The 25570-nt window shown below is 65.3% G+C and carries 24 protein-coding genes and 1 tRNA gene; 2 read left to right on the top strand and 23 right to left on the bottom strand.

The features are described from left to right. Window positions 1–3: 3 nt before the first annotated feature. The 20 genes from M9799_RS01150 to M9799_RS01245 all read right to left on the bottom strand — a co-directional run bounded on the left by M9799_RS01150 (window position 4) and on the right by M9799_RS01245 (window position 19065). Window positions 4–825 carry a MetQ/NlpA family ABC transporter substrate-binding protein gene (locus tag M9799_RS01150; RefSeq protein WP_231042588.1) on the bottom strand — a complete coding sequence of 274 codons (822 nt, stop codon included), beginning with the start codon at window positions 823–825 and terminating at the stop codon, window positions 4–6. 92 nt (window positions 826–917) lie between these two features. Next, window positions 918–1583: a methionine ABC transporter permease gene (locus tag M9799_RS01155; RefSeq protein WP_231042589.1), complete on the bottom strand. Its 666-nt coding sequence runs from the start codon at window positions 1581–1583 to the stop codon at window positions 918–920. Continuing rightward, the gene (locus M9799_RS01160) at window positions 1576–2427 is read right to left on the bottom strand and encodes a methionine ABC transporter ATP-binding protein (RefSeq protein ID WP_231042590.1); all 852 of its coding nucleotides are present in this window, start codon (window positions 2425–2427) and stop codon (window positions 1576–1578) included. The genes M9799_RS01155 and M9799_RS01160 overlap by 8 nt, the downstream gene beginning before the upstream one ends. A 363-nt stretch (window positions 2428–2790) precedes the next feature. Continuing rightward, window positions 2791–3594, bottom strand: a complete 804-nt coding sequence (locus M9799_RS01165) for a MetQ/NlpA family ABC transporter substrate-binding protein (protein ID WP_231042591.1) — start codon at window positions 3592–3594, stop codon at window positions 2791–2793. A gap of 112 nt (window positions 3595–3706) precedes the next feature. Then, window positions 3707–4072, bottom strand: a complete 366-nt coding sequence (locus M9799_RS01170) for a single-stranded DNA-binding protein (protein ID WP_231042592.1) — start codon at window positions 4070–4072, stop codon at window positions 3707–3709. A gap of 84 nt (window positions 4073–4156) precedes the next feature. Beyond that, window positions 4157–4233 (bottom strand) — tRNA-Pro (locus M9799_RS01175). A 32-nt stretch (window positions 4234–4265) separates the two neighbouring features. Then, window positions 4266–4691, bottom strand: coding sequence for a MerR family transcriptional regulator (locus M9799_RS01180; RefSeq protein ID WP_377006976.1), 426 nt, complete (start codon window positions 4689–4691; stop codon window positions 4266–4268). A gap of 76 nt (window positions 4692–4767) precedes the next feature. After that, window positions 4768–5103 carry an integration host factor subunit alpha gene (locus M9799_RS01185; RefSeq protein ID WP_231042594.1) on the bottom strand — a complete coding sequence of 112 codons (336 nt, stop codon included), beginning with the start codon at window positions 5101–5103 and terminating at the stop codon, window positions 4768–4770. 38 nt (window positions 5104–5141) lie between these two features. After that, a complete protein-coding gene (gene pheT, locus M9799_RS01190) occupies window positions 5142–7589 on the bottom strand; it encodes a phenylalanine--tRNA ligase subunit beta (RefSeq protein ID WP_231042595.1) in 2448 nt (815 codons plus the stop codon). A 71-nt stretch (window positions 7590–7660) separates the two neighbouring features. Further along, entirely contained in the window at window positions 7661–8713 is a 1053-nt protein-coding gene (pheS, locus tag M9799_RS01195) for a phenylalanine--tRNA ligase subunit alpha (protein ID WP_231042596.1), read from the bottom strand. Between the two features lie 100 nt (window positions 8714–8813). Next, window positions 8814–9173 carry a 50S ribosomal protein L20 gene (rplT, locus tag M9799_RS01200; RefSeq protein ID WP_159912880.1) on the bottom strand — a complete coding sequence of 120 codons (360 nt, stop codon included), beginning with the start codon at window positions 9171–9173 and terminating at the stop codon, window positions 8814–8816. A 26-nt stretch (window positions 9174–9199) separates the two neighbouring features. Continuing rightward, window positions 9200–9403 carry a 50S ribosomal protein L35 gene (gene rpmI, locus M9799_RS01205; protein ID WP_231042597.1) on the bottom strand — a complete coding sequence of 68 codons (204 nt, stop codon included), beginning with the start codon at window positions 9401–9403 and terminating at the stop codon, window positions 9200–9202. Between the two features lie 208 nt (window positions 9404–9611). After that, a complete protein-coding gene (infC, locus tag M9799_RS01210; RefSeq protein WP_231042598.1) occupies window positions 9612–10217 on the bottom strand; it encodes a translation initiation factor IF-3 in 606 nt (201 codons plus the stop codon). 76 nt (window positions 10218–10293) lie between these two features. After that, on the bottom strand, window positions 10294–12225 hold the full coding sequence (thrS, locus tag M9799_RS01215) for a threonine--tRNA ligase (RefSeq protein WP_231042599.1): 1932 nt from the start codon (window positions 12223–12225) through the stop codon (window positions 10294–10296). A gap of 297 nt (window positions 12226–12522) precedes the next feature. Next, window positions 12523–14253: an acetyl/propionyl/methylcrotonyl-CoA carboxylase subunit alpha gene (locus M9799_RS01220; RefSeq protein ID WP_231042721.1), complete on the bottom strand. Its 1731-nt coding sequence runs from the start codon at window positions 14251–14253 to the stop codon at window positions 12523–12525. A gap of 4 nt (window positions 14254–14257) precedes the next feature. Continuing rightward, entirely contained in the window at window positions 14258–15874 is a 1617-nt protein-coding gene (locus M9799_RS01225; protein WP_231042600.1) for a 5-oxoprolinase subunit B/C family protein, read from the bottom strand. A 7-nt stretch (window positions 15875–15881) separates the two neighbouring features. Next, window positions 15882–16652 (bottom strand): LamB/YcsF family protein, encoded by a 771-nt coding sequence (locus tag M9799_RS01230; protein ID WP_231042722.1) that lies wholly within the window; start codon window positions 16650–16652, stop codon window positions 15882–15884. Window positions 16653–16668: 16 nt separating this feature from the next. Then, window positions 16669–17337: a pyroglutamyl-peptidase I gene (gene pcp, locus M9799_RS01235; protein ID WP_231042601.1), complete on the bottom strand. Its 669-nt coding sequence runs from the start codon at window positions 17335–17337 to the stop codon at window positions 16669–16671. A gap of 16 nt (window positions 17338–17353) precedes the next feature. Continuing rightward, window positions 17354–18310 (bottom strand): DUF979 domain-containing protein, encoded by a 957-nt coding sequence (locus M9799_RS01240; protein ID WP_231042602.1) that lies wholly within the window; start codon window positions 18308–18310, stop codon window positions 17354–17356. Between the two features lie 2 nt (window positions 18311–18312). Continuing rightward, complete coding sequence (locus M9799_RS01245) at window positions 18313–19065, bottom strand: DUF969 domain-containing protein (protein WP_231042603.1); 753 nt, start codon at window positions 19063–19065, stop codon at window positions 18313–18315. A gap of 364 nt (window positions 19066–19429) precedes the next feature. On the opposite strand from M9799_RS01245, the gene M9799_RS01250 reads away from it, so the two are divergent. Next, window positions 19430–20110: a GntR family transcriptional regulator gene (locus tag M9799_RS01250; RefSeq protein ID WP_231042604.1), complete on the top strand. Its 681-nt coding sequence runs from the start codon at window positions 19430–19432 to the stop codon at window positions 20108–20110. Window positions 20111–20208: 98 nt separating this feature from the next. Next, a complete protein-coding gene (locus M9799_RS01255) occupies window positions 20209–20703 on the top strand; it encodes a hypothetical protein (RefSeq protein WP_231042605.1) in 495 nt (164 codons plus the stop codon). A gap of 289 nt (window positions 20704–20992) precedes the next feature. Here the strand turns inward: M9799_RS01255 and aceA are convergent, their stop codons facing one another. The 3 genes from aceA to M9799_RS01270 all read right to left on the bottom strand — a co-directional run bounded on the left by aceA (window position 20993) and on the right by M9799_RS01270 (window position 25414). Further along, window positions 20993–22324 carry an isocitrate lyase gene (aceA, locus tag M9799_RS01260; protein ID WP_231042606.1) on the bottom strand — a complete coding sequence of 444 codons (1332 nt, stop codon included), beginning with the start codon at window positions 22322–22324 and terminating at the stop codon, window positions 20993–20995. Window positions 22325–22623: 299 nt separating this feature from the next. Beyond that, the gene (locus M9799_RS01265) at window positions 22624–23970 is read right to left on the bottom strand and encodes a L,D-transpeptidase family protein (RefSeq protein ID WP_231042607.1); all 1347 of its coding nucleotides are present in this window, start codon (window positions 23968–23970) and stop codon (window positions 22624–22626) included. A gap of 112 nt (window positions 23971–24082) precedes the next feature. Beyond that, window positions 24083–25414 (bottom strand): nuclear transport factor 2 family protein, encoded by a 1332-nt coding sequence (locus M9799_RS01270; RefSeq protein ID WP_231042608.1) that lies wholly within the window; start codon window positions 25412–25414, stop codon window positions 24083–24085. Window positions 25415–25570 lie beyond the last annotated feature (156 nt).

A 25570-nucleotide genomic window follows, 5' to 3' on the forward strand; every position in this document is an offset into this window, starting at 1 on the left:
GAATCACTGCAGGAAGGAAGGCTTGGCATAGCCCTGGAACTTGCTGTCCACCACGGCCTTGTATTCGTTGGAGCGGAAGGCGGCTTCGATGTCCTTGGCCCAGGGCGTGTCCTTGTCGGCGCGCTTGACGGCCACCACGTTCAGGTAGTGGTCGGCGGTCTTCTCCAGCTTCACGGCTTCGGTCAGCTTCAGGCCCGAAGAAATCGCGAAATTGCCGTTGATGATGGCGTACTCGGTGTCGCCCAGCGAACGCGGCAGCTGCGCGGCTTCGAGCGGGATGAATTTGAGCTTGCGCGGGTTCTCGGCCAGGTCCTTTTCCGAAGCGCGCAGCGGATCGATGCCGGGCTTGATCTTCACGAGATTGTTCTGCTCGAGCAGCACCAGTGCGCGCGCCAGGTTGCTGGGGTCGTTGGGCAGCGTCACGCGGTCGCCGACCTTGGCTTCTTCCAGCGTCTTGCGGTTTTGCGAGTACACGCCCAGGGGCGCGATCGCACCCTGCACCAGCTCGACGATATCGAGCTTCTGGTCGGCGGCGAATTTCTGCAGGTACACGCGGTGCTGGAAGAAGTTGGCATTGAGCGAACCCTGGGCCAGCGCCAGGTTGGGCTGCACGTAATCGTTGAACTCGACCAGCTTGACCTTGTAGCCCTTCTTCTCGAGGATCGGCACGATGGCCTGCTTGAGCTGGTCGATATTGGAGCCGGCAGTGCCACCGATGACCAGGTCCTTCTTCACCTGGGCCTGCACGGGCGCCGTCAGGCCGACCAGGGTCACGGCCGCCGCAGCAGCGGCCAGCAGGGAACGACGCACTACGAAATTCTTCATCACAAACCTCTTTTCAGGAGAAACCACGCGAACAAAGGCGCCGCGCGCAGCGCCCTACAGGAAATTTCGGCAGCGGCCGGCTGCCCAAGCCGTCAGCCGCGCTTGTCGAGGCGCCGCGCCGCGGTGTTGCCGACGAATTGCAGGATCTGCACCAGCACCACCAGCACCGTGACGGTAAGCACCATCACGTCGGTCTGGAATCGGTAATAGCCATAGCGGATGGCCAGGTCGCCAATGCCGCCACCGCCCACCACGCCGGCAATGGCCGAATACGACAGGAAGCTCACGGCCAGCACGGTGAGCGCCAGCACCAGGCCCGAGCGCGCCTCCACCACCAGCACGCGCCAGACGATCTGCAGCTCCGAGGCCCCCATGGCATGCGCGGCCTCGATCACGCCGCGCGGCACTTCGCGCAGGCACTGGTCGACCAGGCGCGCGAAATAGGGAATTGCCGCTATGGACAACGGCACGGCGGCGGCCAGCGGGCCGATGGAGGTGCCAGCGACGATCCGCGTGAACGGCACCAGCGCCACCAGCAGGATGATGAAGGGAAAGGAGCGCACCGTGTTCACGAGCCAGTTGAGCACCAGGAACGCCGGCTTGTTGGCCAGCGACTGGCCGGGGCCCAGAAGGAACAGCAGCACGCCCAGCGGCCCGCCCAGCACGACGGCGGCCGTGAGGCCGATACCCAGCATCAGCGCCGTCTGGCCGATGGCCACCCACAGCTCGGGAAGGATGGCGGCGATATTCTCAGACATGGTTTGGTTCCTGGGCTGCCGCGGCAGCGTTCGATGCCGGAGCCGCGCTCCAGCGGGCTTCACGAGCCGTGCGCTCGCGCAGGGCTTCCAATTCCTGGCCGAGCGCGGTGCTGCGCGGCGCCCCCGCGCCCTGCAGCGAGAACTGTTCGGCGATGCGTCCGCCCTCGACGATGGCCACTTCGCTGCACAGCACCTCGACCACCGAGAGTTCATGCGTCACGATGACGATCGTCACGCCGGTCTTTTGCTGGATGTCGCGCAGCGTCTCCAGCAGCGAGCGCGTGGTTTCGCTGTCGAGCGCCGAGGTCGGCTCGTCGCACAGCAGCACCTGCGGGCGCGGCGCCAGCGCACGCGCGATGGCCACGCGCTGCTTCTGCCCGCCCGACAGCTGCGCCGGGTAGCTGCCGAGCTTGTCGGACAGGCCCACCAGCGCCAGGCACTCGCGCACCCGCGCGTCGATCTGCGCGCGCGAATGGCCGCCGTGGATCTTCAGCGGAAAGGCGACGTTGTCGAAAACGCTGGCGTTCTGCAGCAGATTGAACTGCTGGAAGATCATGCCGATGTTCTGGCGCGCATCGCGCAGTTCGCGCCGGCTCAGACGCGTGAGTTCGCGCCCAGCCACGAAAACCTCGCCGGCATCGGGACGCTCGAGCAGATTGATCAGACGCAGCAGGGTCGACTTGCCGGCGCCGCTCTTGCCGATCAGGCCGAAGATCACGCCCTGGCGCACCTCCAGGCTCACCGACTTGACGGCTTCGAACACACCGCCATCGGCGGTGGCGAATCTTTTCTGCACATCGCGCAGGCGGATGAGCGGCAGTTTGTCGGCAGTTTTCTGACTCATGCAATCACGTTCATTGGAAGCTGGACCGCCGGTCGCGGCAGTGTCGATGGCTTGGCGCCCTTGATCTGGATCCCGTGCCGCCCGCGCCAGCAACCTGAGCCGCTGCCCACAGGCACGGAGAAATGCGCCATCCGCTGACACGGGAAAGGGATGAAGTGTGCCGTCATCCAGGAATTTCATCAACGAATTTAAAGACCCATGCTTATGCATTTTTCCTAATAAAGCAGCGGGTTCAATCGCGTCTTTCCCTGGCCAAAGTCGGCCTACGCCCCCCGGATGACAGAGTAAAAAAGCCAGTCCCGCAGCATGCGGAACTGGCTTGTCGCTTGCCCCGGCAATGCCAGGGCCGGCACTGCGCGGCGGTTAGAAAGCCGGCACCACCGAACCCTTGAACTGGGTATCGATGAACTGGCGCACTTCGGGCGACTGGTAGGCCTTGATCAGCTTGGCCACCCAGGGCTGGGCCTTTTCGCTCTCGCGCACCACCAGGATGTTGACGTAGGGATTCTTGGCGCTTTCCTGGGCAATGGAATCGGTCTTGGGGTTCAGGCCGGCCGAGAGCGCGAAGTTGGTGTTGATGGCCGAGGCATCGAGGTCATCGAGCGAACGCGGCAGCTGCGCGGCGTCGAGTTCGACGAAACGCAGCTTCTTCGGGTTCGACACCACGTCCAGCGGCGTGGCCTTGAGGCCGGCGTTTTCCTTGAGCTTGATCAGCCCCTGGGCCTGCAGCAGCAGCAGCACGCGGCCGCCATTGGTGGGGTCGTTGGGGATACCGAACTTCGCGCCTTGTGGCAGGTCGGCCAGCTTCTTGACCTTCTTCGAGTACAGGCCGATGGGGAAGTTGACGGTATCGGCCACGCGCACCAGCTTGTAGCCGCGGTCCTTGACCTGCGCATCGAGGTAGGGCAGATGCTGGTAGCTGTTGGCGTCGAGGTCGCCGGCGGACAGTGCGGCATTGGGCTGGACATAGTCGCCGAACTCCACCACCTGGATCTTCAGGCCCTGCTTCTCGGCGACGAGCTTGACCTGCTCGAAGATCTGGGCGTGCGGGCCGCCGGTGACGCCGACCTTGATCGAAGTCTTGTCCTGGGCGAAGGCCGCCAGAGGTGCGGCGAGGGCCAGGCCCAGAGCCAGGGCAGAGGTTTGCAGAAGTTGGCGCTTGTTCACGGAAATGCCTTCAGTCGGAAATACAAAGGCAGCACTGTACGCTGAATTGCACACCTTGTTACCGACGAAATACGCAGCTGTTTATATCCCGGGGGAATAATGGCCAGCCGCGTCAATCCTCACGCTCGCGTCCTCCGCCAGGCAGCCCCTGCGCTGCAAGCACCTGGCGCTGGCGGTGCTCCACGTGGTAGACCGTGAGCACTTGGTGGGCAATTGCATCGAGCGCGGGATGCACCATGCCCTGCTTGTCCGTCCACACCTTGGGCGTGATCGGGCCGGCAATGGTCAAGGCGTCGCCCTCGTGCAGGGCCTGCAGCGCGGCACAGGGCGCGGCATCGAAGGCAATCACGTTCACGAACAGGTTCTCGCCGTCGCCGCACTCGGCACGCATGCGCGCCACCACGAAGGGCTTGCCCGCCTTGCCGGTGCGCTGCTCGGGCGTGCCATAGAGGCGCCCGGCGATCAATCCATCCATCATGGTCGGAACTCCGTGAATATGCGCAGCATATGCGCCAATGAAAAAAGGGTCAGCAGACAAATCTGCTGACCCTTTTTGGGATTGTGGTCGGCGAGAAAGGATTCGAACCTTCGACCCCTTGCACCCCATGCAAGTGCGCTACCAGGCTGCGCTACACGCCGACGAGAATTGAATTATATACCGGAAAAAGCAGTCACAAGGACAACAGCTCGCGAATCTGCAAAAGCTCCTGCCGTACCGCCCTGGAATCGGGGACGCCAGCCGTCTGCATGCCCGGCGCATCCACACGCCAGTCGGCGGACACCAGTTCGGTCTCCTCCGCCTGCGCCACGCCATCGCCGGTCAGCGCCCCGTTCTCGCGCAGGCGGTTGCGCGCGCCCTGGATGGTGAATCCTTCCTCGTACAGCAGCTCGCGGATGCGGCGGATCATCAGCAATTCATGGTGCTGGTAGTAGCGCCGGTTGCCGCGGCGCTTCACCGGGCGCAGGTGGGTGAACTCCTGCTCCCAGTAGCGCAGCACATGGGGTTTCACGCCGCACAGCTGCGCCACCTCACCGATCGTGAAGTAGCGTTTGGCTGGAATCGCCGGAAGCGTGGAAACCTGGGACATCGCTTGCATCTCCAATCATCAACCCACCAAGGCTAGCGCAGGCGCTGCCTGGCCGCCATGCGCGTTGGACCGACGCAACGCAGTGCTACAGCGCGGACCCCGAGGTCTCGCCGCTCTGGATCTGTTCCTTGAGCTTGGTGCTGGCGTGGAATGTGACCACGCGGCGCGCCTGGATCGGGATCAGCTCGCCGGTGCGCGGATTGCGCCCCGGGCGCGGCGCCTTGGTGCGGATCTGGAAGTTGCCGAAACCCGAGAGCTTGACGTCATCGCCTTCCACCAGGCTTTGCGACACCAGGTCGAAGAACGCATCCACCATTTCCTTGGATTCGCGCTTGTTCAGGCCGATCTGGTCGAACAGCAGATCGGCAAGCTGCGCCTTGGTCAGCGCCGGGCTGTCCAGGCTTTCAATGGCCAGTTCCATGGCAGATCCCCCTTCGTGGGAAAAGACAGCAGCGTCCATCATCCGCGCAGGCGCGCGCCGCAACGTGCCACCAGTTGTTCGATCACGGCGGCCATCGCGGCCTCGATCTCGGTTTCGGTCAGGCTGGCCGTGTCGCTGCCCAGCAGCAGGCGCACGGCCAGGCTCTTCTCGTGGGGCGCCAGCGCCCCGGGCGCCGGCTCCTCGCCCGCACGCAGCGGCTTGGCGCGGAAGACGTCGAACAGCACGGCGGAACGCAGCACCGTGTGCGCTGCTGCGGCTTCGACGGCAGCCATGATTTCGGCATGGGTCACCGCTTCGGCCACCACGACGGCGATGTCGCGCTCGACCGACTGGTGCTTGGCCACGGCGCGGAACTGCGGCACCTGGCGCTGCTGCACGGCGTCGAGCTCGAGCTCGAACATCACCGGAGCCTGCGGCAGCTCCCAGCCCTGGCGCCACTGCGGGTGCAGCTCGCCGACGAAGCCGATGGCCTTGCCGTCCAGCAGCACACGCGCGCAGCGGCCCGGATGCATTGCCGGGTGCTGGGCTGCTTCGAATGTCGGGCGCAGCGGCGCCAGCAAGGCTTCCACATCGCCCTTGACGTCGTAGAAATCCACTGCCTGGTCCTTGCGACCCCACTGCAGTTGCTCGGCCGGCCCGCAGGCCATGCCGGCCACGCGCATCGGCTGGTCGAAGCCCTGCACCGTCGTGTCGGTGTTCTGCACGTTGGCATCGCGCAGGAATACGCGGCCGAGCTCGAACACGCGCACGCGCTGGGCCTTGCGGTCGAGGTTGAACTTCACGACCTGCAGCAGCGAGCCCAGCAGCGAGCTGCGCATGACGCTGAGCTGGCTGGCAATGGGGTTCAGCAGCTTGATCGGGTTCGGATTGCCGGCGAGCTCATGCTCCCAGCGCTCCTCGACGAAGCTGAAGTTGATGGTTTCCTGGTAGCCCAGCGCGGCAATGGCGCGGCGCACGGCAAAGCTGCTGCGGCGGTTCTCGGCGCGCAGCTTGGGCGTGATCGGCGCCATGGGCGGCGTGGTCGGCAGCTGGCCGTAGCCCAGCATGCGCGCGACCTCCTCGATCAGGTCCTCTTCCAGCGCGATGTCGAAGCGGTACGACGGCGGCGTCACCGTCAGCACGCCCGCGCCCTGCGCCACCGCCAGGCCCAGGCCCTCGAGCGCCTCTGCGCATTGCTGCTGGGTCACGGGCATGCCGATCACCTTGGCCGCGCGCGCCACGCGCAACTGCACCGGCTGGGGCGTGGGGATGTTGGCGATCTGGTCGTCGATCGGGCCGCACTCGGTCTCGGGCGTGCCGCAGATCTCGAGCACCAGCTCGGTGATGCGCTCGATGTGCTCCACCGTGAGCTGCGGATCCACGCCGCGCTCGAAGCGGTGACCGGCATCGGTCGAGAAGTTGAAGCGGCGCGAACGTCCGGCAATGGCGCGGGGCCACCAGAACGCGGCTTCGACATAGATATGCCGCGTGCCGTCGCCCACGGCCGTGGCGTCACCGCCCATGATGCCGGCCAGCGACTCGATCGCCTGGTCGTCGGCAATGACGCCGACCTGGCCATCGACGGTCACCGTGTTGCCATTGAGCAGCTTGAGCTGCTCGCCTGGACGGCCCCAGCGCACGTCCAGGCCGCCATGGATCTTGTCGAGATCGAAGATGTGCGACGGACGGCCCAGCTCGAACATCACATAGTTCGAGATGTCGACCAGGGGCGCAACGCTGCGCTGGCCGCAGCGCGCCAGGCGGTCGACCATCCAGGCCGGGGTCTTGGCCTGGGTGTTGACATTGCGGATCACGCGGCCCGAGAAGCGGCCGCACAGGTCAGGGGCGCTGATCTTCACCGGCAGGCGCGCGTCGCTCTTGACGGTGGCGGGGGTGAAGGTGGGAGCCTGCAGCGGCGCACCCGTGAGGGCCGCGACTTCGCGTGCAATGCCGTAGACGCTCAGGCAGTGCGCCAGGTTCGGCGTGAGCTTGAGTGTGAACAGCGTGTCGTCGAGGTTCAGGTAGCTGCGGATGTCCTGGCCCAGCGGCGCGTCGAGCGGCAGCTCGAGCAGGCCGCCATGGTCCTCCGCCAGCTTGAGTTCCTTGGCCGAGCACAGCATGCCGAAGCTCTCGACGCCGCGCAGCTTGCCGATCTTGATCAGGAAGGGCTTGCCGTCGTCGCCCGGCGGCAGCTCGGCGCCGACCATGGCGCAGGGCACGCGGATGCCCACGCGCGCGTTGGGCGCGCCACAGACGATGGTCAGCAGCTCGGGCTGGCCGACATCGACCTGGCACACGCGCAGGCGGTCGGCGTTCGGGTGCTGCTCGGCCTGCTTGATCTCGCCGACGACGATCTTTGAGAACGGTGGCGCGACGGGCGCCAGTTCCTCGACTTCCAGACCAGCCATGGTCAGGGTTTCGGCGAGTTCGGCGGTGCTCAGCGGCGGGTTGCAGAACGCACGCAACCAGGATTCAGGAAATTGCATAGTCAGACTCTTTGGCTTCAAACGGGCCTGCGCACGGGCGCAGGCGCCGACACAGGCGGTGGTTGCGACGTTTACTGGAACTGCGACAGGAAGCGGACATCGCCGTCGAAGAACAGCCGCAGGTCATTAACCCCGTAGCGCAGCATGGTCAGCCGGTCAGGGCCCATGCCGAAGGCAAAGCCAATGTATTTCTCGGGGTCGAGCCCCATGTTGCGCACCACGTTCGGGTGCACCTGGCCCGAGCCGGCCACCTCGAGCCAGCGGCCGGCCAGCGGGCCGGTCTGGAACTGGATGTCGATCTCGGCGCTGGGCTCGGTGAAGGGAAAGAAGCTCGGACGGAAGCGCAGCACCAGGTCGTCGCTCTCGAAGAAGGTGCGGCAGAAGTCGGTGAACACCACCTTCAGGTCCTTGAAGCTGACGTTCTCGCCGATCCAGATGCCTTCGCACTGGTGGAACATCGGCGAATGCGTGGCATCGCTGTCCACGCGGTAGGTGCGGCCCGGCGCGATCACGCGGATCTCGGGCATGCTCTGGCCCGCATCCAGCAGGGCCTGGTGTTTCTTCACGTGCTGCACCGCATAGCGCACCTGCATCGGGCTGGTGTGCGTGCGCAGCAGGTTGGGTGCGGTCTCGGTGCCGCCTTCGACGTAGAAGGTGTCGTGCATCGAGCGCGCGGGGTGGTCTTCGGGCGTGTTGAGCGCGGTGAAGTTGAACCAGTCGGTCTCGATCTCCGGACCGTCGGCCACGTCGAAGCCCATCGAGGCAAAGATGCCTTCGATGCGTTCGAGCGTCAGCGACACCGGGTGCAGGCCGCCCTGCCCGCGGCGGCGCCCGGGCAGGCTCACGTCCAGCGCCTCGGCCTTGAGTTGGTTTTGCAGCTCGGCATCGGCCAGCGCCTGGCGCCGCGCCGTGAGCGCCGCCTCGATCGCCTGCTTGGCCACGTTGATAGCCGCGCCGCGCGACTTCTTCTCCTCGACGGAAAGCTGCGCCATGCCCTTCATCAGTTCGGTCACGCGACCGGACTTGCCCAGGAACTGGGCCTTGGCGTTTTCCAGATCGGCAGGGGTTGCGGCTTGCGCAAACAGTTGCTGCGCGCTTTCGACCAGAGAATCCAACTCGTTCATATCGACTCTTGAAAATAAACAAGGGCTAGTGCCTTTTCAAGCTCTAGCCCTTGTTGTTTAGTGCGTTGGCAGCCGCGGAGGGCGACTGCCGGCCGTGAACTCAAGCAGCCAGCTTGGCCTTGACTTGTTCCACGATGCTGGCGAAAGCAGCCTTGTCGTGCACCGCGATATCGGCCAGCATCTTGCGGTCGATCTCGATCGATGCCTTCTTCAGGCCGTTGGCGAACACGCTGTAGGTCATGCCGAGTTCACGCGCAGCGGCGTTGATACGGGCAATCCACAGCTGGCGGAACACGCGCTTCTTGTTACGACGGTCACGGTAGGCATATTGCCCAGCCTTCATTACCGCCTGCTTGGCGATACGGAAGACATTGCCGCGGCGACCGCGAAAACCCTTAGCGAGGGCCAGAACTTTTTTGTGACGGGCACGGGCCGTTACACCACGTTTGACGCGAGGCATGTAAGTACTCCTTGTTCGTCAGTTGATTACAAGCCAAAGCTGGGCAGCATTTGCGCGATCGAGCCCATGTTGGTCTCGTGCACAGCAACCGCACCACGCAGGTGACGCTTGTTCTTGGTGGTCTTCTTCGTCAAGATGTGACGCTTGAAGGCTTGACCGCGCTTGACGGTGCCACCGGGACGAACGCGGAATCGCTTCTTCGCGCTGCTCTTGGTCTTCATTTTGGGCATGTGAATGCTCCTGTTGATTGTGCTCGCGAGGCGTTCGCGCAACTGCGCGAACTTGTTGGCCCCGAGCCACTTCTTTTTTGGCCCACCCTCTCGGGCGCGCCTGGCAGCGGACGAATCCGCCGCCTGTGCAGCCCGGCCCGAAGGCCGTGCCGCGCAAAACAAAAGGTGAGCCCGAAGGCTCACCTCGCTTGCAGGCAGAGATTATGCCTCAAGCAGCCGGCGTTGTGGGCGCATCGCCCTGCGGCTTGGCCCCTGCGGGCTTTTTCTTCGCCGGTGCGATCATCATGATCATCTGGCGGCCTTCGAGCTTGGGGAACTGCTCGACGGAAATGCTGTCGGCCAGGTCATCGCGCAGGCGGTTGAGCAGGGCCAGGCCCAGGTTCTGGTGCGTGATCTCGCGGCCGCGAAAGCGCAGCGTGATCTTGCACTTGTCGCCGTCAGCCAGAAAGCGGCGGATGTTGCGCAGCTTGATGTTGTAGTCGCCGTCGTCGGTACCGGGGCGGAATTTGACTTCCTTGATCTCGATGACCGTCTGCTTGGCCTTGGCCTCGGCAGCGCGCTTTTGCTCCTGGTACTTGAACTTGCCGTAGTCCATCAGCCGGCAGACCGGCGGATTGGCGGTAGCGGCGATTTCCACCAGGTCAACATCCAACTCGCCAGCCATGCGCAGTGCTTCCATGATGGGAACAATGCCGAGGGGCTCGTTTTCCGGGCCGGACAGACGCACTTCAGGCGCCATGATTTCACGGTTGAGGCGGTGCTTGCGCTCCTCACGGTGACGGCGATCGCGAAATTCAGTAGCTATGGTTTTCACCCTTGAATATGAATGGCTACAACAGCGTAGCCTGCTTGCGTGCACTGTGCACGCAAGCCAAAGGCTGACATCTCAGTCAGTTCTTGGATGTGATGTCGCTGGCGACCAATTCAATGAATGCATCGACCGACATCACGCCGAGGTCCTTGTTGCCCCGGGCGCGCACTGCAACCGCTCCAGCCGCCTTTTCCTTGTCGCCAGCAACAAGAATATAGGGCAGCTTCTGCAACGAATGCTCGCGTATTTTATACGTAATCTTCTCGTTGCGCAGATCGGTGACCACGCGAAGCTCCTGGCCGGGCAAGGCCTTTCGCAGCTTTTCGGCAATTTCACGACAGTAGTCGCCCTGGGCGTCGGTGATGTTGAGCACCGCCGCCTGCACCGGTGCCAGCCACGTCGGCAGCGCGCCCGCGTACTGCTCGATCAGGATGCCCAGGAAGCGCTCCATGCTGCCGACGATCGCGCGGTGCAGCATCACCGGGCGGTGGCGATTGCCGTCCTCGCCCACGTATTCCGCGTCCAGGCGCTCGGGCATGGAGAAGTCCACCTGGATCGTGCCGCACTGCCAGTGGCGGCCCAGCGCGTCCTTGAGCGTGTATTCGATCTTCGGGCCGTAGAAGGCGCCGTCGCCGACCGCGATCTCGAACTCGACGCCGGAGGCGCGCAGGCTGTCCATCAGGGCGGCTTCGGCCTTGTCCCAGCTCTCGTCCGAGCCGATGCGCGCCTCGGGGCGCGTCGCGACCTTGTAGATGATCTCGGTGAAGCCGAAGTCGGCATAGACCTTCTGCAGCAGGCGGCTGAAGGCCAACACTTCGGGCTGGATCTGGTCTTCGGTGCAGAAGATGTGGCCGTCGTCCTGCGTGAAGCCGCGCACGCGCATGATGCCATGTAGGCCGCCGGTGGGCTCGTTGCGGTGGCACTGGCCGAACTCGCCGTAGCGCAGCGGCAGGTCGCGGTAGCTCTTGATGCCCTGGTTGAAGATGATGATGTGGCCCGGGCAGTTCATCGGCTTGAGCGCGTAGTCGCGCTTTTCGCTCTCGGTGACGAACATGTTGTCGCGGTACTTGTCCCAGTGGCCGGTCTTCTCCCACAGGCCCTTGTCCAGGATCTGCGGCGCCTTGACCTCCTGGTAGCCGTTGTCGCGGTAGACGGCGCGCATGTACTGCTCGACCTGCTGCCACAGCGTCCAGCCCTTGGGGTGCCAGAACACCGTGCCCGGCGAATGCTCGTCGATATGGAACAGGTCGAGCTCGCGGCCGAGCTTGCGGTGGTCGCGCTTCTCGGCTTCCTCCAGCATGCGCAGGTACTGCTGCAGCTCGTCCTTGCTGGCCCAGGCCGTGCCGTACACGCGCTGCAGCATCTCGTTGCGGTGGTCGCCGCGCCAATAGGCGCCCGCGACCTTCATCAGCTTGAAGAACTTGAGCTTGCCGGTGCTCGGCACGTGCGGGCCGCGGCACAGGTCTTCGAAGTCGCCTTCGCGGTACAGGCTCACGTCCTCGTTGCTCGGGATGCTGGCGATGATCTCGGCCTTGTAGTGCTCGCCCAGGCCCTTGAAATAATCCACCGCCTCGTCGCGCGGCAGCACGCGGCGATGCACGGGCTCGTCCTTGGCGGCGAGCTCGGCCATGCGCTTCTCGATGGCCGCCAGGTCTTCGGGCGTGAACGGGCGCTTGTAGGCGAAGTCGTAGTAGAAGCCGTTCTCGATCACGGGACCGATCGTGACCTGGGCTTCGGGGAACAGCTGCTTGACGGCATAGGCCAGCAGGTGGGCCGTCGAATGGCGGATCACGTCCAGGCCGTCGGCGTCCTTGGCGGTGATGATGGACAGCTGGGCGTCCTGCTCGATCAGGTGGCTGGTGTCGACGACCTTGGCCGCGTCGCCGGAGCCGATCTTGCCGGCCAGCGCCGCCTTGGCCAGGCCGGTACCGATCGAGGCCGCGACGTCGGCGACCGTGACCGGGCCGGGGTACTCGCGCTGGGAGCCATCGGGGAGCGTGATGTGGATCATGGGATTCCTTGTCAAAGCTTGTCTGGGGGAGTGGTGCGCGCGCCCATGCCGGAAAACAAAAAGCGCGGAACGGGTCCGCGCTTGAGAGGGGGAAAAGCAGGTCTCGTGCAGGCGCGAACAACCGGCCTAGCGGCCGGAGGAATTCTCCGTGGAGGTAGTTCGCGGTGTCATAACCAGTTTGCCTTTCTCGCCCTTGTACGTTGGAAACAGTGGTGCAGGCGCGCATTTTACCCCTGCCGCGCGCATTCCGTGGCAAGCCGCGCTTTCAGCAGCCCGCCCTGCTTGCCCGTTGCAACACTATTCGATGCTGGCGATCGGCGTGCCCTGCTGATGGAAGGAGCCGGCTTCGGCGCGCAGGGCGATCTTGCCGGCGCGGTGCGCGGTCACCTGCATCTCCATCTTCATGGCTTCCATGACGGCAATGACGTCGCCGGCGTTGACCAGATCGCCATCGGCCACCTGCCAGGCATGTAGCGTACCGGTCACGGGCGCGCCGACGGCTGCCGCGTCCTTGGGCGCCTCGGCAGGCGCGGCCGCCTGCGGCGCGGCACCTGCGGACAGGCCGGCCAGCCATTCGGCGGGCAGCCCCAGGCTCACGCGGCGGCCGTCGATCTCCATCACGGTGCGGTGCAGCGCCGCGCCTGCGATTGGCACTACGCGCACTGCAGCTTCGAGATCGCCGGCGAAGTCGGTTTCAATCCAGCGCGTATGCACCTTGAAGTCCTCGTCTGCTTCGGCAGTGAAGTCCGGCTGCTCCAGCACCGCGCGGTGGAAGGGCAGCACCGAGGCCACGCCTTCGATCCGGAATTCCTTGAGCGCACGGCGCGCGCGCACGATGGCGTCGGCGCGCGTGGCGCCGGTGACGATCAGCTTGCCCATCATCGAGTCGAAGGTGCCCGGAATCACCGATCCGGCAAGGACACCGGTATCGACGCGCACGCCCGGGCCCGAGGGCGCGTCGAAGCGCGTGATGGCGCCGGGCGTGGGCACGAAGCCGCGGCCCACGTCCTCGGCGTTGATGCGGAACTCCAGCGCGTGGCAGCGCGGCGCGGGAGTCTCCAGCACGCGCAGCGGCAGGCCGTCGGCGATGCGCAGCTGCTCGACCACCAGGTCGATGCCCGTCGTCTCTTCCGTGACGGGATGCTCGACCTGCAGCCGGGTGTTGACTTCCAGGAAGGAGATCGCGCCGTTCTGGCTCAGCAGGAATTCGACGGTACCGGCGCCGGTATAGCCCGCCGCCGCGCAGATGTCCTTGGCCGACTGGTGGATGCGCGCGCGCTGCTCCTCGCTCAGGAAGGGCGCAGGCGCCTCCTCCACCAGCTTCTGGTTGCGCCGCTGCAGCGAGCAGTCGCGCGTGCCCAGCACCAGCACGTTGCCATGCTGGTCGGCCAGCACCTGCGCCTCGACATGGCGCGGGCGGTCGAGGAACTGCTCCAGGAAGCATTCGCCGCGGCCAAAGGCCGTGACGGCCTCGCGCACCGCCGAATGGTAGAGCTCGGTCACTTCCTCGAGCTTCCACGCCACCTTGATGCCGCGGCCGCCGCCGCCAAATGCCGCCTTGATGGCCACGGGCAGCCCATGCTGCCGGGCGAAATCCACCACTTCCTGCACGTCCTTGACGGGCTCGGCCGTGCCGGCCACCAGGGGCGCGCCGACCTGAATGGCCAGCTTGCGCGCTTGCACCTTGTCGCCCAGGCGGCTGATGGCTTCGGGCGAGGGACCGATCCAGACCAGCCCGGCATCGATGACCGCCTGCGCAAAGGCCGCGCTTTCCGACAGGAAGCCATAGCCCGGATGCACGGCATCGGCGCCGCTCTTGCGCGCGATCTCCAGCAGCTTCGGAATGTTCAGATAGGTGTCGGCTGGGCGCTGGCCGTCCAGGCCATAGGCTTCGTCGGCCATGCGCGCGTGCAATGCGTCGATATCGGCATCGGCATAGACCGCCACCGACTTCACGCCGTAGTCGGCACAGGCACGCGCAATGCGCACGGCGATCTCGCCGCGGTTGGCAATCAGGACTTTTTTCATCATTTCAATTCTTCTCGTGGATGATGGACTCGAACGCGCGCACCACGCGGAATCTCACTTTGGCATTGACCGGAATCTGACCCGCCAGATCCAGGTGGTAGCTGGCCACGCTGCCGATCACCGGATAGCCTCCGGTCAGCGGATGGTCGGCCAGGAACAGCACCGGCTGGCCGCTGGCGGGCACCTGAATCGCGCCGCGCGCCGTGCCCTCGCTAGGCAGCTCGCGGTTTTCGGCGCGCGTGAGCGGCGCCTCGCCCTGCAGGCGGATGCCCACGCGGTTGGATTGCGGCGTCACGGCCCAGGCCTGTGCGGTCAGCAGATCGATGGCTTGCTGCGTGAACCAGTCGGTGCGCGGCCCGAGCACGACATCGAGGCAGACTTCCTCGCCCGCGCGCGGCAGATCGAAGGCAGGCTGCTCGCCCAGCGCCACCGCGGGCAGGCCCGTGTCGCGCCCCACCTGGAGGACATCTCCGGCCGCCAGCGCAGCAGGGCCGACACGCGCCAGGGTATCCGTGGAGACGCTGCCCAGCACCGGCGCCACATTCCAGCCGCCGCGCACCGCCACATAGTTGCGCGAGCCGGCTTCGGGCGCCTGCACGGTGAGACGGTCGCCGGCATCCAGCGCCAGCGGCGCATAGGTGCAAGCGCCATAGCGCTGGCCCTGCGCCGTCAGCACTTCAAGGGGTGCCGCGGCACCTGCGACTGCCAGCACCGCAGGCTGCAGGGCCTCGAGCGTGAGACCGCCAAAGGCGACTTCCAGACAGGCTGTGTCCGCGGGATTGCCCACCACGCGGTTGGCCGCGCGCAGCGCGCCGCGGTCCATGGCGCCCGATGCGCCCACGCCCTGCCCCGCGCGGCCATGGCGGCCGCCGTCCTGGAACAGGGTCTGCAGGCCGGGTGCCTCGACGCGCAGGCCCGCAGCGCCGGCGCTGCCCGCGTCGCCTGTCGCCTGCGCCACACGCTCGCCGGCGCACTCGGCTTCCAATGCTGCCAGTGCTTCGGGCGAGAGGGTCGAGATATCGACGAACTGCACACGAAATCCCGGGCGCAGCAGCGAGGGCGCGGCGCGCTCCAGATCCCACATCTGCACCGGTGTCGTGCCGATGATCTGCCAGCCGCCGGGGCTCGCTTGCGGATAGACCCCGCTGAAGCTGCCCGCCAAGCCCACGGCGCCCGCGGGAATGCGCGTGCGCGGTGTCTTGCGCCGCGGCACGTTCAGGCGTTCGTTGCCGCCCGACAGATAGGCAAAGCCCGGCGCGAAGCCCGTGAAGGCCACCGAATACTCGGAGCCGGTGTGCATGCGCACCACATCCTCGCGCGCGACACCCAGCAGATCGGCGACTTCCTGCAGATCCTCGCCGTCGTAATGCACGGGAATCTGCACGCGGTGGGTGGAACGCTCGACCTGGGCATCGACGCTGCGCGCGCCGATGTCGGCCATGATCCGCGCCGCGGGCACGAGCGCCGGGTTGAAATAGACCAGGATGGTGCGCGCCGCGGGGATCAGCTCCTCGACACCGGCCACGGGCTCGGACTGCAGCGACTGCAACAGCGCCAGGGTCTGCGCCAGGTCATCGAGCTCGACCAGCAGCGCATTCAGGTTCACAGGCAGGAAACGCATGGGCCGCTCAGCTCCCGTTGCCGGGCACGAAGGCCGAAATCTCGACGCCCTCGGCCTGCAGCCGCGCGCGCACGGCACGCGCCATCTCCACCGCGCCGGGGCTGTCGCCATGCACGCAGATCGAGTCCGCCTCGATGCGCACGTCGTTGCCGTTCAGATCGGCCACCACGCCCTCGCGCACCAGGCGCAGCATGCGGCTGGCGACCTCGTCGGCATCATGCAGCACGGCGCCCTTCTCGCGGCGCGACACCAGGCTGCCGTCGGGCATGTAGCCGCGGTCGGCAAAGGCCTCGGCCACCGTGGCCAGGCCCGCAGCGCGCGCCCATCCGATCAGCGGCGAGCCCGCCAGGCACACCAGCACCAGGCTGGAATCGATGGCGAGGATGGCGTTGATCACATCGTGCGCCTGGCGCGCGTCGTGCGCGATCATGTTGTAGAGCGCGCCATGTGGCTTGACGTAGCGCACGCGCGTGCCGGCGGCGGCAGCCAGGCCCTGCAGCGCGCCGATCTGGTAGATCACATCGGCCACCAGGTCAGCGCTTGCGACATCCATGTTGCGCCGGCCGAAACCCACGAGGTCGCGGTAGGCGACATGCGCGCCCACCGTGACGCCATTGGCCTTGGCTTCGCGCAGCGTCTCCAGGATGCCGGCGGCATCGCCCGCATGGAAGCCGCAGGCGACGTTGGCGCTGCTCACGATCTTCAGCATGGCCGCGTCATCGCCCATGCGCCATGCGCCCAGGCTCTCGCCCAGGTCGCTGTTCAAATCCATCTTCAACATCTCTCGTTCCTTCTCAATGCAGCTTGCCGCCGGTTTCGCGCACATCGGCCTGCACCGTGAGCGCCGTGCGCAGCAACTGGCGCATGCCTTCGACCTGGGTCTCCAGCGCCATGCTCGGCAGGCCCGGGCGGTGCACCGCCTGCTGCGGCAGCAGCGGCAGATGCACGAACCCGCCGCGCACGCCCTGCCCGTCCCGGGCCAGGGCATGCATCAGCGCATAGAAGACATGGTTGCAGACAAAGCTGCCGGCAGTGTTGGAAACCGATGCCGGCACGCCCGCTGCGCGCATGTCGCGCACGATGGCCTTGATCGGCAATGTAGACCAGTAGGCCACGGGCCCGCCGTCGGCAATGGCCTCATCGATCGGCTGGCCTCCTGCGTTGTCGGGAATGCGCGCATCGTCGACGTTGATCGCCACGCGCTCGGGCGTGATCTCGGTGCGCCCGCCGGCCAGGCCCATGCAGACCACCAGATGCGGCTGCAGCCGGGCCATGGCCTCGCGCAGCGCCTCAGCGGACGCGCCGAACACGCAGGGCAGCTGCACTGCGTGCACCCGCGCCGTGCGGCCCTCGAGCTCCAGGCTCCATCCGTCCAGCGCGCGCGCGACTTCCCACGAAGGATTGAGCGTGTCGCGCTCGAAGGGCTCAAAACCCGTCAGCAGGATGTTCAGGGATTCACTCATGGCTCACGACTCCAGCTCAACGGAACATCAGGAAATACATCAGGAAGATGTTGACGACCAGCAGCGCCAGCGCCGTCGGCGCCTGCGCCTTGATCACCGCGTTCTTGTCCGGCAGCTCCAGCAGCGCCGCGGGCACGATGTTGAAGTTCGCGGCCATCGGCGTCAGCAGCGTGCCGCAGTAGCCCGAGAACATGCCGATGGCGGCCATGACGGCCGGATCGCCACCATACACGCCCACCAGGATCGGCACGCCCACGCCGCCGGTCATGACCGGGAAGGCGGCGAAGCCGTTGCCCATGATGATGGTGAACAGCGCCATGCCCAGCACGTAGACCGCGACGGCGACGAAGCGGATGTCCATGTTGATGTAGCTGGTGGTGACATAGGCCACGGCCTTGCCCACGCCGGCGTCGGAGAACACAAGACCCAGCATGCCCAGCATCTGCGGCAGCACCAGCGCCCAGCCCAGCGCGTCGGTGAGGCGGCGCGACTCGCGCATGCCCTGCACCGGCGTCTCCCGCGTGAGCCAGCAGGCCAGCGCCAGCGCCACGATGCAGCCCACGCCCAGGCTCACCAGCGTGGTGTTCTTCGGGTCGAGCAGCAGCGCATCGCCGATGCGCACGTTGTGCAGCAGCACGGTGCCGATCACCGTCACGGCGGGAATCGCCAGCGCCGGCACGAACAGCTTGTTGGCCAGGCGCTTGGCGCTGGCAAAGTATTGCGCGTCGGTGCGCGGCTTGTGCACGCCGAAGCCCACGCCGCCGAAACCGGCGATCAGCGCCATGACGATGACGCCCACGCCCACCCATTCCGGGGGCAGCCGCTCGCCGATCAGGAAGACCAGGGAATACAGGCCCCAGAAGGCAGCGCTGGTGTAGCGGCGCGTATGGCCCTTGTCGGCCAGCGTCATCAGGGCGGTGATCGCCAGGATGATGCCGACGAGATAGTAGAGATGTTGAATCGACAGAATCATGATCAGCGCGCCTCCACGCTCTTGGCGGCAGCCGCCTGCTCGGCGGCGACTTCCTCGGCGGCGCGACCGCCACCCAGTTCCTTGTCAAGCATCTTGTCCAGGCGGTACATGCGCCAGCCGTGGATCAGGAAAGCGCAGATGGCGGTGGGAATGCCCCACAGCGCGACATGGATCGGTTCGACTTCAATGCCCGCCTCGCGCAGGAAGGTGACCATCAGCACGATGGCGCCAAACGCGACGAAGATGTCTTCGCCGAAGAACAGGCCGACGTTGTCGGTGGCGGCCGAATAGGCGCGCAGCTTGTGGCGGATGCGCTGGGGCAGCGTGCCGTACCTGGTCTGCGCCGCGCCTTCGGCCATCGGGGCCAGCAGCGGACGCACCATCTGCGGGTGCCCGCCCAGGCTGGTCAGACCGACGGCGGCAGTGAGCTCGCGCGCGGCAAGGTACACCACCAGCAGCCGCCCGGCCGTGGCCGACTTGATGCTGCTGATCCAGTTCTGCGCGTGCTGGCGCAACCCGTGGCGCTCGAGCAGGCCGATCACCGCCAGCGGCAGCAGGATGATCAGCGGCAGGTTGCGGGTCTTGATGAAGCCCGTGCCGATCGTGGCCAGGATCCTGTCGAAGCCAAAGCCGGCGGCCAGGGCCGTGGCAATGGCGGTGGCGATCACCACCAGCATCGGATTGAAGCGCAGCACGAAGCCCGCGATGATGACGCCGACCCCGATCAGGGGCCAAAGGCTGACGTCTGTTGGCATTGGTTAGACCTTTCTTTTCTCCACCGACCCGGCAGCCGGGGCAAGGGACTCGATGGCCACATGCCATGCGTCCACTGCGCACTGTTGCCTACGGCATATAGAACGGCACAAGGGCTGGTCCAAAAAACCAGCCCTTGTATTTGTTGAACAATTCACGCAAAAGATTGATCACTCACAACCATGTGAATGAACAATATCCGCATTGTGAGCCGTCGCAATGGCCATAGGATCAGTAGTTTCCCTAATTGGTCTTGTACAAGACGCTTTTCTCCGGGCCGTTCCATGCTTCTTTGGCGGCACAATGGCCCGGGGCATGGTCTTCGTCCCTGCCGCATATCCTGTCACCCTCCCCTTCTCCCTACCGATGACATCTGTTTCAGAACTCCCCGGCGCCACTACCAGCCTCAATGAACGTGTGGCCGACATGGTTCGCCAGAAGATCGTGCAGGGAGAGTTCGTTCCCGGGCAGAAGCTTTCCGAGGCGGCACTGAGCGAGTCGCTGGATATCTCACGCAATACGCTGCGCGAAGTGTTCCGCACCCTGACCAAGGAGGGGCTGCTCAAGCACGCACCCAACCGCGGCGTCTTCGTGGCCACGCCCAGCATCGCGTCGATCATCGACATCTACCGCGTGCGGCGCATGATCGAGTGCCAGGCCCTGGCCCAGGCCTATCCCTGCCACCCGGCCAAGAAGCGCATGCGCCAGGCCGTTGACAAGGCCCAGGCCTGCCGCGGCGCGGGCGACTGGCAGGGCGTGGGCACGGCCAACATGGACTTCCACATGGCGCTGGTGGAGATGGCCGACAGCGAGCGCCTCAACAGTTTCTTTTCCCACCTGCTGGTCGAATTGCGCCTGGCCTTCGGGCTGCTCAACGATCCCGAATTCCTGCATGCGCCCTATGTGGACATGAACCTGCGCCTGATGGAGATGGTCGAGTCCAACCAGATGGCCGAGGCGGCTGCGGCGCTCGGTGACTATCTGGTGCATTCGGAGCGAATTGTGCTCGCGGTTTATGCACGGCAGATTGCCCAAGACCAGCCCTGATCCAGCACAAAACGCTGTCGCCATTTAAATCGCGATCAAACAGAAAAAACGTCGATACTATCGGTTACATTCCCCGGTCCAACATAGAGGGGAAGACTGTGAAAAAAAGCATTTTGGTATCGGCGGTGGTTCTTGCATGTTCTGGTTGCGCATCCGTCATCAATGATTCAACGCATCCCATCAAGGTTGAAACGAAGATGCCCTCGGGCGAATTGGTAGCGGGGGCCGACTGCAAACTCTCCAACGATTATGGGACGTTCACCGTGAAGTCCGGCGATACGACCCAGATTCGACGCTCCAGCAAGGATCTCGACATTCTGTGCAAGGACCCCAAGAACCCGGATGCCCAGGCACGCGCCATTTCACGGGCCAATGGTGGAATGTGGGGCAATATCATTCTCGGCGGCGGAGTGGGCGCCATCATCGACCACAACAAGGGAACTGCTTATACCTATCCCACCTGGGTCCAGCTGGTGTTTGGACAAACACTGGTCTTCGACCGCTCGGTGGAAAAAGACGGTCAGCCGGTCCTGGCCGCACAGCCTGTCAACTCGGCGGCGGCAGGGGTTTCCGAGACCGTGACTGCCAAATAAAACGCGCCTGCCGGTTTCTTCCCATGCGGCTGCAGAGCCCGCGCAGACGTGATATCGCGATATCAATCTCAATATCCAGCATGCCGATATTCAGTCATTGCCTTTCGCAAAAGGCATAAGTGCATTTGCAGGCGCACCACGGAGCCTGAGCAAATATTGCGGCGCCCGTTGCAGATCACGGCAAGCTGACGATCCATTCCATGCAAAACCCACCCGATGCCCCAAGGCACAGGTGGGTTTTTCAATGGGTCCAGCTCAGGCGCTCTTGCCGGCGCCAGCAACTGTTGACTCAGTGAAACTGCTCTTCCTCGGTCGACCCGGCAAGCGCCTTCACGCTCGACGTGCCCCCTTGGATCACGGTTGTCACATCATCGAAGTACCCCGCTCCCACCTCCTGCTGGTGCGACACGAAGGTGTAGCCCTTCTCGCGCGCCGCGAACTCCGGCTCCTGCACCATGTTCACGTAGTGCTTCATGCCTTCGCCATTGGCGTAGGCATGGGCGAACTGGAAGGTGTTGAACCAGTTGATGTGGATGCCGGCCAAGGTGATGAACTGGTATTTGTAGCCCAGCGCCGAGAGCTCTTCCTGGAACGAGGCGATGGTTCTGTCGTCGAGGTTCTTCTTCCAGTTGAAGGAAGGCGAGCAGTTGTAGCTCAGCAGCTTGCCGGGGCATGCGGCATGGACGGCCTGGGCGAATTCGCGGGCGAAGCCCAGGTCGGGGGTGCCGGTCTCGCACCACACCAGATCGGCATAGGGGGCGTAGGCCACGCCGCGGCTGATGGCCTGTTCGAGGCCGTTGCGCACGCGGTAGAAGCCTTCCTGCGTGCGCTCGCCGGTCAGGAAGGGCTGGTCGTTGGCGTCGTGGTCGGAGGTGATCAGATTCGCAGCCTCGGCATCGGTGCGCGCCAGGATCAAGGTGGGCACGCCCATCACGTCGGCGGCGAAGCGTGCCGACTTGAGCTTCTCCATGGCCTCCTGCGTGGGCACCAGTACCTTGCCGCCCATGTGGCCGCATTTCTTCACGGCCGCCAGCTGGTCCTCGAAGTGCACGCCCGCGGCGCCGGCGGCAATCATGTTCTTCATCAGTTCGAAGGCGTTGAGTACGCCGCCGAAGCCGGCCTCGGCATCGGCCACGATGGGCAGGAAATAGTCGATGAACCCGGCATCGCCCGGGTTCAGGCCGCGGGCCCACTGGATCTCGTCGGCACGCTTGAAGGTGTTGTTGATGCGGCGCACCATGGTTGGGACCGAGTCGTAGGCATAGAGCGACTGGTCGGGATACATGGTCTCGGAGCTGTTGCCGTCTGCTGCGACCTGCCATCCCGAGAGGTACACCGCTTCGAGCCCGGCCTTGGCCTGCTGCATGGCCTGGCCCGCCGAGATCGCGCCAAAGGAGTTCACGTAGCCCTTCCTGGCTCCGCCATTGACCTTCTGCCAGAGCTTCTCGGCCCCGCGCTGGGCCAGGGTGTGCTCGGGCTGCAGGCTGCCGCGCAGGCGCACCACGTCGGCTGCCGTATAGCCGCGCCTGACACCCTTCCAGCGCGGGTTCTGCGCCCAGTCCTTTTCAAGGGCGGCGATTTGCTGTTCACGGCTCAGTTGCTGCGTCAGGGATTGAGGCATTTGGGTCTCCAAGGTTGATGAAACGGAGGGTGCATTCCTGCTGCCCTTGGAAACCAATGTAAATTTTTTTGTGCGCTACAGCCTCGGTCTTATGTCTTATATAAGACATATTTATTCGTTATGAATCAACAACTTAGGAAGATTTTTCATATCAAGAAACGGAGTTTCTTGTATTGATATTTTTTTGTGCGCCGCAGCATTTTTCTTTTCCGCATCGTGAAAAATAGATTGCAGCAGGCAAAATCTCCGCAGACACCGCTGCCCAAGGCACCTGAAGTCCTTCGCCCCACGCCTGTGTATCAGCCGCGGACCTCTTCCGACAGCACTTCCCAGCGGTCTCCGGTGCGATGCCAGTATTGGCGCAAGGCCAATGCCTTGCGAGCCTTCTGGCTGCCGAGCTGCATTTCCACGATGCGGATCTCGCCCTTGGCTTCCTTCCAGGCATAAACCGAGAGGTCCTGCACCGCAATGTCGGCAAGTCGAAACAGTTCCGTGAGCCGGGCCTTGGGGAAGCGTTCCGCCACGGGCTCGCCGCCATAGAGCTTTGCCAGCAGCTGCGGATCGGCGGCCTTCCAGGCCTGCTGCCAGCCGTCGAGCACGCGCACGAAGGACTCGGTGGCTTTGGCATGGGCACGGTCCGAGGGGCCAGCCCACTGCAGCTTGTCGCGGATCAGCACCGGGGTCTGGCGGTCGAGCGTCTTCATCAGCTCGATCAGGTCCGGGTTGGCCAGCACGATGCAGCCGTCGCTGGCCTCCGGCAGGCGCGCGAACTGGTCCGGTGGTGCTCCATGCAGCCAGATGCCGTCACCCGAGCGGTTCATGGCGCGGTCCCAGTCATTGGGATAGTTGAGGGTCAGCGCCCCCTTGCCGTAGAACTCGGGCAGGCGCACGCCGGGAATCTGGCGGCCGATGAAGTACACCCCCTGCGGTGTCCTCTGGTCGCCTTCCAGCGATTTGCCCATGCCCAGCTTGCCGATCGACACATAGAAATCGCGCACCAGCCGCAGCTGGCCCTTTTCATGGGCAAACAGATAGAGCCGGGATTTGCTGGCGTCGATGGCGATGGCATGGCGCACCGAAGCCCCCAGACGCTGGAACTCGCGCGGCACGCTGGCGGCTGCCGGCAATGCGCTGGCGGCATGTACGCGGCGCTGGATTTCCGTTTGCAGGCCGTTCACCTGCTCCTGCAGCTGCTGCGGTGGCGCGAGCGCGGCATGACCCACCGCCACATGCTTCACCAGCAGCTCCGTGACCTCGGAGGCGGGCGCGCCGGCCCAGCTGGTCGCGCGGCCGGTCTTGAAGCGCAGCAGGTCGGCATAGACCAGCTGTGCGGCGCGGAAATTGGGCACGTCTGCAGTGAGCCGGGCTGCGGCCTGCAGTGCGGCATCGAGCTCCTGGCGCCTGACGAGGTCGATGACCTGCAGCAGGCGCGCTTCCGCCGAGGCAGGCGCCGGCGCCGCGGGCTTTGCAGCCGCCAGCGCGGTCACCGCACCAGCACCTGCCGCCACGCCCGCCGTCGCCGCAAGCCCGGCGCGGCTGGCCGGCTTCGGGGCCGCAGCACCGGTGCGCTTGCTGGCCTTGGCAGCCTTGGCGGCGCCGACGGCCTTTTTCGAGTTCTGCGGCTGCGCCTGAACGGAAAATGCCATGCTGCTGCCGATCAGGCACAGCAGCAATGCCTGGCAAAGCGGCCTTTTAAAGAACATTCCTGGTCATCTTCCTCTGGCAATCAACAGGCGGCAGGCGCCAGGAACATCGGTTTCAACCGCCCGTGGTTTCGCGCACGATGCGCCATTGGCCGCGCTCGTTGACCATCGAAAGGGTCTTGCGCGTGGTGGTCTTGAGGCTGCCGGCATCGTAGTTCTGGCGGAACCTCGCCGTCGCCTGGCTGCCGTCGACCGAGACCTGCAGGTTCTGCAGCGTGATCGAGATATCGCTCTTGCCGACGATGCGCGCGCGGCGCCCCTCCTTCCACTGCGCCAGGCTGGAGCCGTTGGCGGGAGTGAATTTCTCGCTGTAGGCATCGAGGTAGCGCTGCATGTCCTGCTTTTCCCATGCCGCGGCCCAGTCCTTGACCGCGGACTCGACCTCGGCAACGTAGGGATCCACCGCCGGCTTGGCGGGCGTGGCGGGTTTTGCCTCCGCGATCTGCTTGGCTTCCGAGGCGGGAGCGGGTTTGGGCGTGGCCGGCTGAGGCGCGGCGGCGGCGGCCGGTGCCGGTGCCGGTGCCGGTGCGGGTGCCGGTGCGGGTGCCGCAACAGGCACCGGTGCCGGAACAGGCGCGGGCGCCCGTGCGGGAGCAGCCGCCGGCACCGGCGCGGGCGCAGGGGCAACCGCCACGGGCGCAGCACTCTTCACGGCAGGTTTCGGCTCCACCACCGATGGCGGCGTGTCGAGGGCGGCCGGCTTCCTGTCCGCCATGGCCTGCGGCTTGGGCTCGGCAGGCTCCGCGCGCGCCGCCTTGGCCGGCACGGGCGCCGGGGCGCTGACCGTCGGGGCGGCCTGTGCCACCACGGTCTTGGAAGTGCCCTGCGGCGCGGGCACCAGCTGCGTGATCAGCGCCAGCTTGGCGGGGATGGTCTGGCGCGAACCGTCGAGCTGCAGCGCCTTGGTATAGGCTTCGCTGGCCATGCGCGCATACAGATCACCCAGGTTCTCATGGGCCGTCGTATAGCTGGGATTGGTGCGGATCGCCTGCTCCAGCGATTCGGCTGCCTTGCGCTCCTGCCCCTCCGCTGCATACAGCACCGCCAGATTGTTGTAAGGCTCGGGCATGGTGGGGTACTCGCGCACCAGTGCCGAAAAGATCTTGATGGCCTGCGCATTCTGCTTTTGCTCGGTGGCGATCACCCCCCGCAGGAAGCGCATCTCCACATCGCCGGGATTTTGCTTGAGGTGGATATCGGCCTGCCTCGCCGCCTCGCGGGCATTGCCCTGGTCGAGCAGGCGGCCCACCTCGTCCACCGCGCGGGCGGCGTGCACGGGCATGCCCGTGCAAAGGCCCCAGCCCAGCAGCACGGCCAGCATGGGACGGGAAAAGCCCAGGGGAGTCGCACGGCGCTTGCGCGACACTACTTCGGATGCAATCTGCATATGGCGCTCTTCTCTCTACGCGATGAATGGGAGGGGGAACTGAGACAGCTGCGCACCCGGCCAGCCGCCAAGGGCCGGCCGCACCGGACCGGCAAGTGGTTGGTGCCGGAGTGTAGCGAAGCACCGGATTGTATATCGCCGCATCCGTCAAAAGGC

Source organism: Comamonas endophytica, assembly GCF_023634805.2.
In the GTDB taxonomy this organism is placed as follows: Bacteria; Pseudomonadota; Gammaproteobacteria; order Burkholderiales; family Burkholderiaceae_C; genus Comamonas; species Comamonas endophytica.

Bases quoted from the DNA above. Each gene is read 5' to 3' on its own strand.
- M9799_RS01265 (WP_231042607.1), bottom strand. From the start codon at position 23,970: ATGGCATTTTCCGTTCAGGCGCAGCCGCAGAACTCGAAAAAGGCCGTC.
- pheT (WP_231042595.1), bottom strand. From the start codon at position 7,589: ATGCAATTTCCTGAATCCTGGTTGCGTGCGTTCTGCAACCCGCCGCTG.
- M9799_RS01155 (WP_231042589.1), bottom strand. From the start codon at position 1,583: ATGTCTGAGAATATCGCCGCCATCCTTCCCGAGCTGTGGGTGGCCATC.
- rpmI (WP_231042597.1), bottom strand. From the start codon at position 9,403: ATGCCCAAAATGAAGACCAAGAGCAGCGCGAAGAAGCGATTCCGCGTT.
- M9799_RS01225 (WP_231042600.1), bottom strand. From the start codon at position 15,874: ATGCGTTTCCTGCCTGTGAACCTGAATGCGCTGCTGGTCGAGCTCGAT.
- rplT (WP_159912880.1), bottom strand. From the start codon at position 9,173: ATGCCTCGCGTCAAACGTGGTGTAACGGCCCGTGCCCGTCACAAAAAA.
- M9799_RS01245 (WP_231042603.1), bottom strand. From the start codon at position 19,065: ATGCCAACAGACGTCAGCCTTTGGCCCCTGATCGGGGTCGGCGTCATC.
- M9799_RS01185 (WP_231042594.1), bottom strand. From the start codon at position 5,103: ATGGAACTGGCCATTGAAAGCCTGGACAGCCCGGCGCTGACCAAGGCG.
- M9799_RS01150 (WP_231042588.1), bottom strand. From the start codon at position 825: ATGAAGAATTTCGTAGTGCGTCGTTCCCTGCTGGCCGCTGCTGCGGCG.
- M9799_RS01270 (WP_231042608.1), bottom strand. From the start codon at position 25,414: ATGCAGATTGCATCCGAAGTAGTGTCGCGCAAGCGCCGTGCGACTCCC.
- M9799_RS01220 (WP_231042721.1), bottom strand. From the start codon at position 14,253: ATGAAAAAAGTCCTGATTGCCAACCGCGGCGAGATCGCCGTGCGCATT.
- thrS (WP_231042599.1), bottom strand. From the start codon at position 12,225: ATGATCCACATCACGCTCCCCGATGGCTCCCAGCGCGAGTACCCCGGC.
- M9799_RS01160 (WP_231042590.1), bottom strand. From the start codon at position 2,427: ATGAGTCAGAAAACTGCCGACAAACTGCCGCTCATCCGCCTGCGCGAT.
- pcp (WP_231042601.1), bottom strand. From the start codon at position 17,337: ATGAGTGAATCCCTGAACATCCTGCTGACGGGTTTTGAGCCCTTCGAG.
- M9799_RS01170 (WP_231042592.1), bottom strand. From the start codon at position 4,072: ATGATGGATGGATTGATCGCCGGGCGCCTCTATGGCACGCCCGAGCAG.
- aceA (WP_231042606.1), bottom strand. From the start codon at position 22,324: ATGCCTCAATCCCTGACGCAGCAACTGAGCCGTGAACAGCAAATCGCC.
- M9799_RS01180 (WP_377006976.1), bottom strand. From the start codon at position 4,691: ATGCAAGCGATGTCCCAGGTTTCCACGCTTCCGGCGATTCCAGCCAAA.
- pheS (WP_231042596.1), bottom strand. From the start codon at position 8,713: ATGAACGAGTTGGATTCTCTGGTCGAAAGCGCGCAGCAACTGTTTGCG.
- M9799_RS01240 (WP_231042602.1), bottom strand. From the start codon at position 18,310: ATGATTCTGTCGATTCAACATCTCTACTATCTCGTCGGCATCATCCTG.
- M9799_RS01250 (WP_231042604.1), top strand. From the start codon at position 19,430: ATGACATCTGTTTCAGAACTCCCCGGCGCCACTACCAGCCTCAATGAA.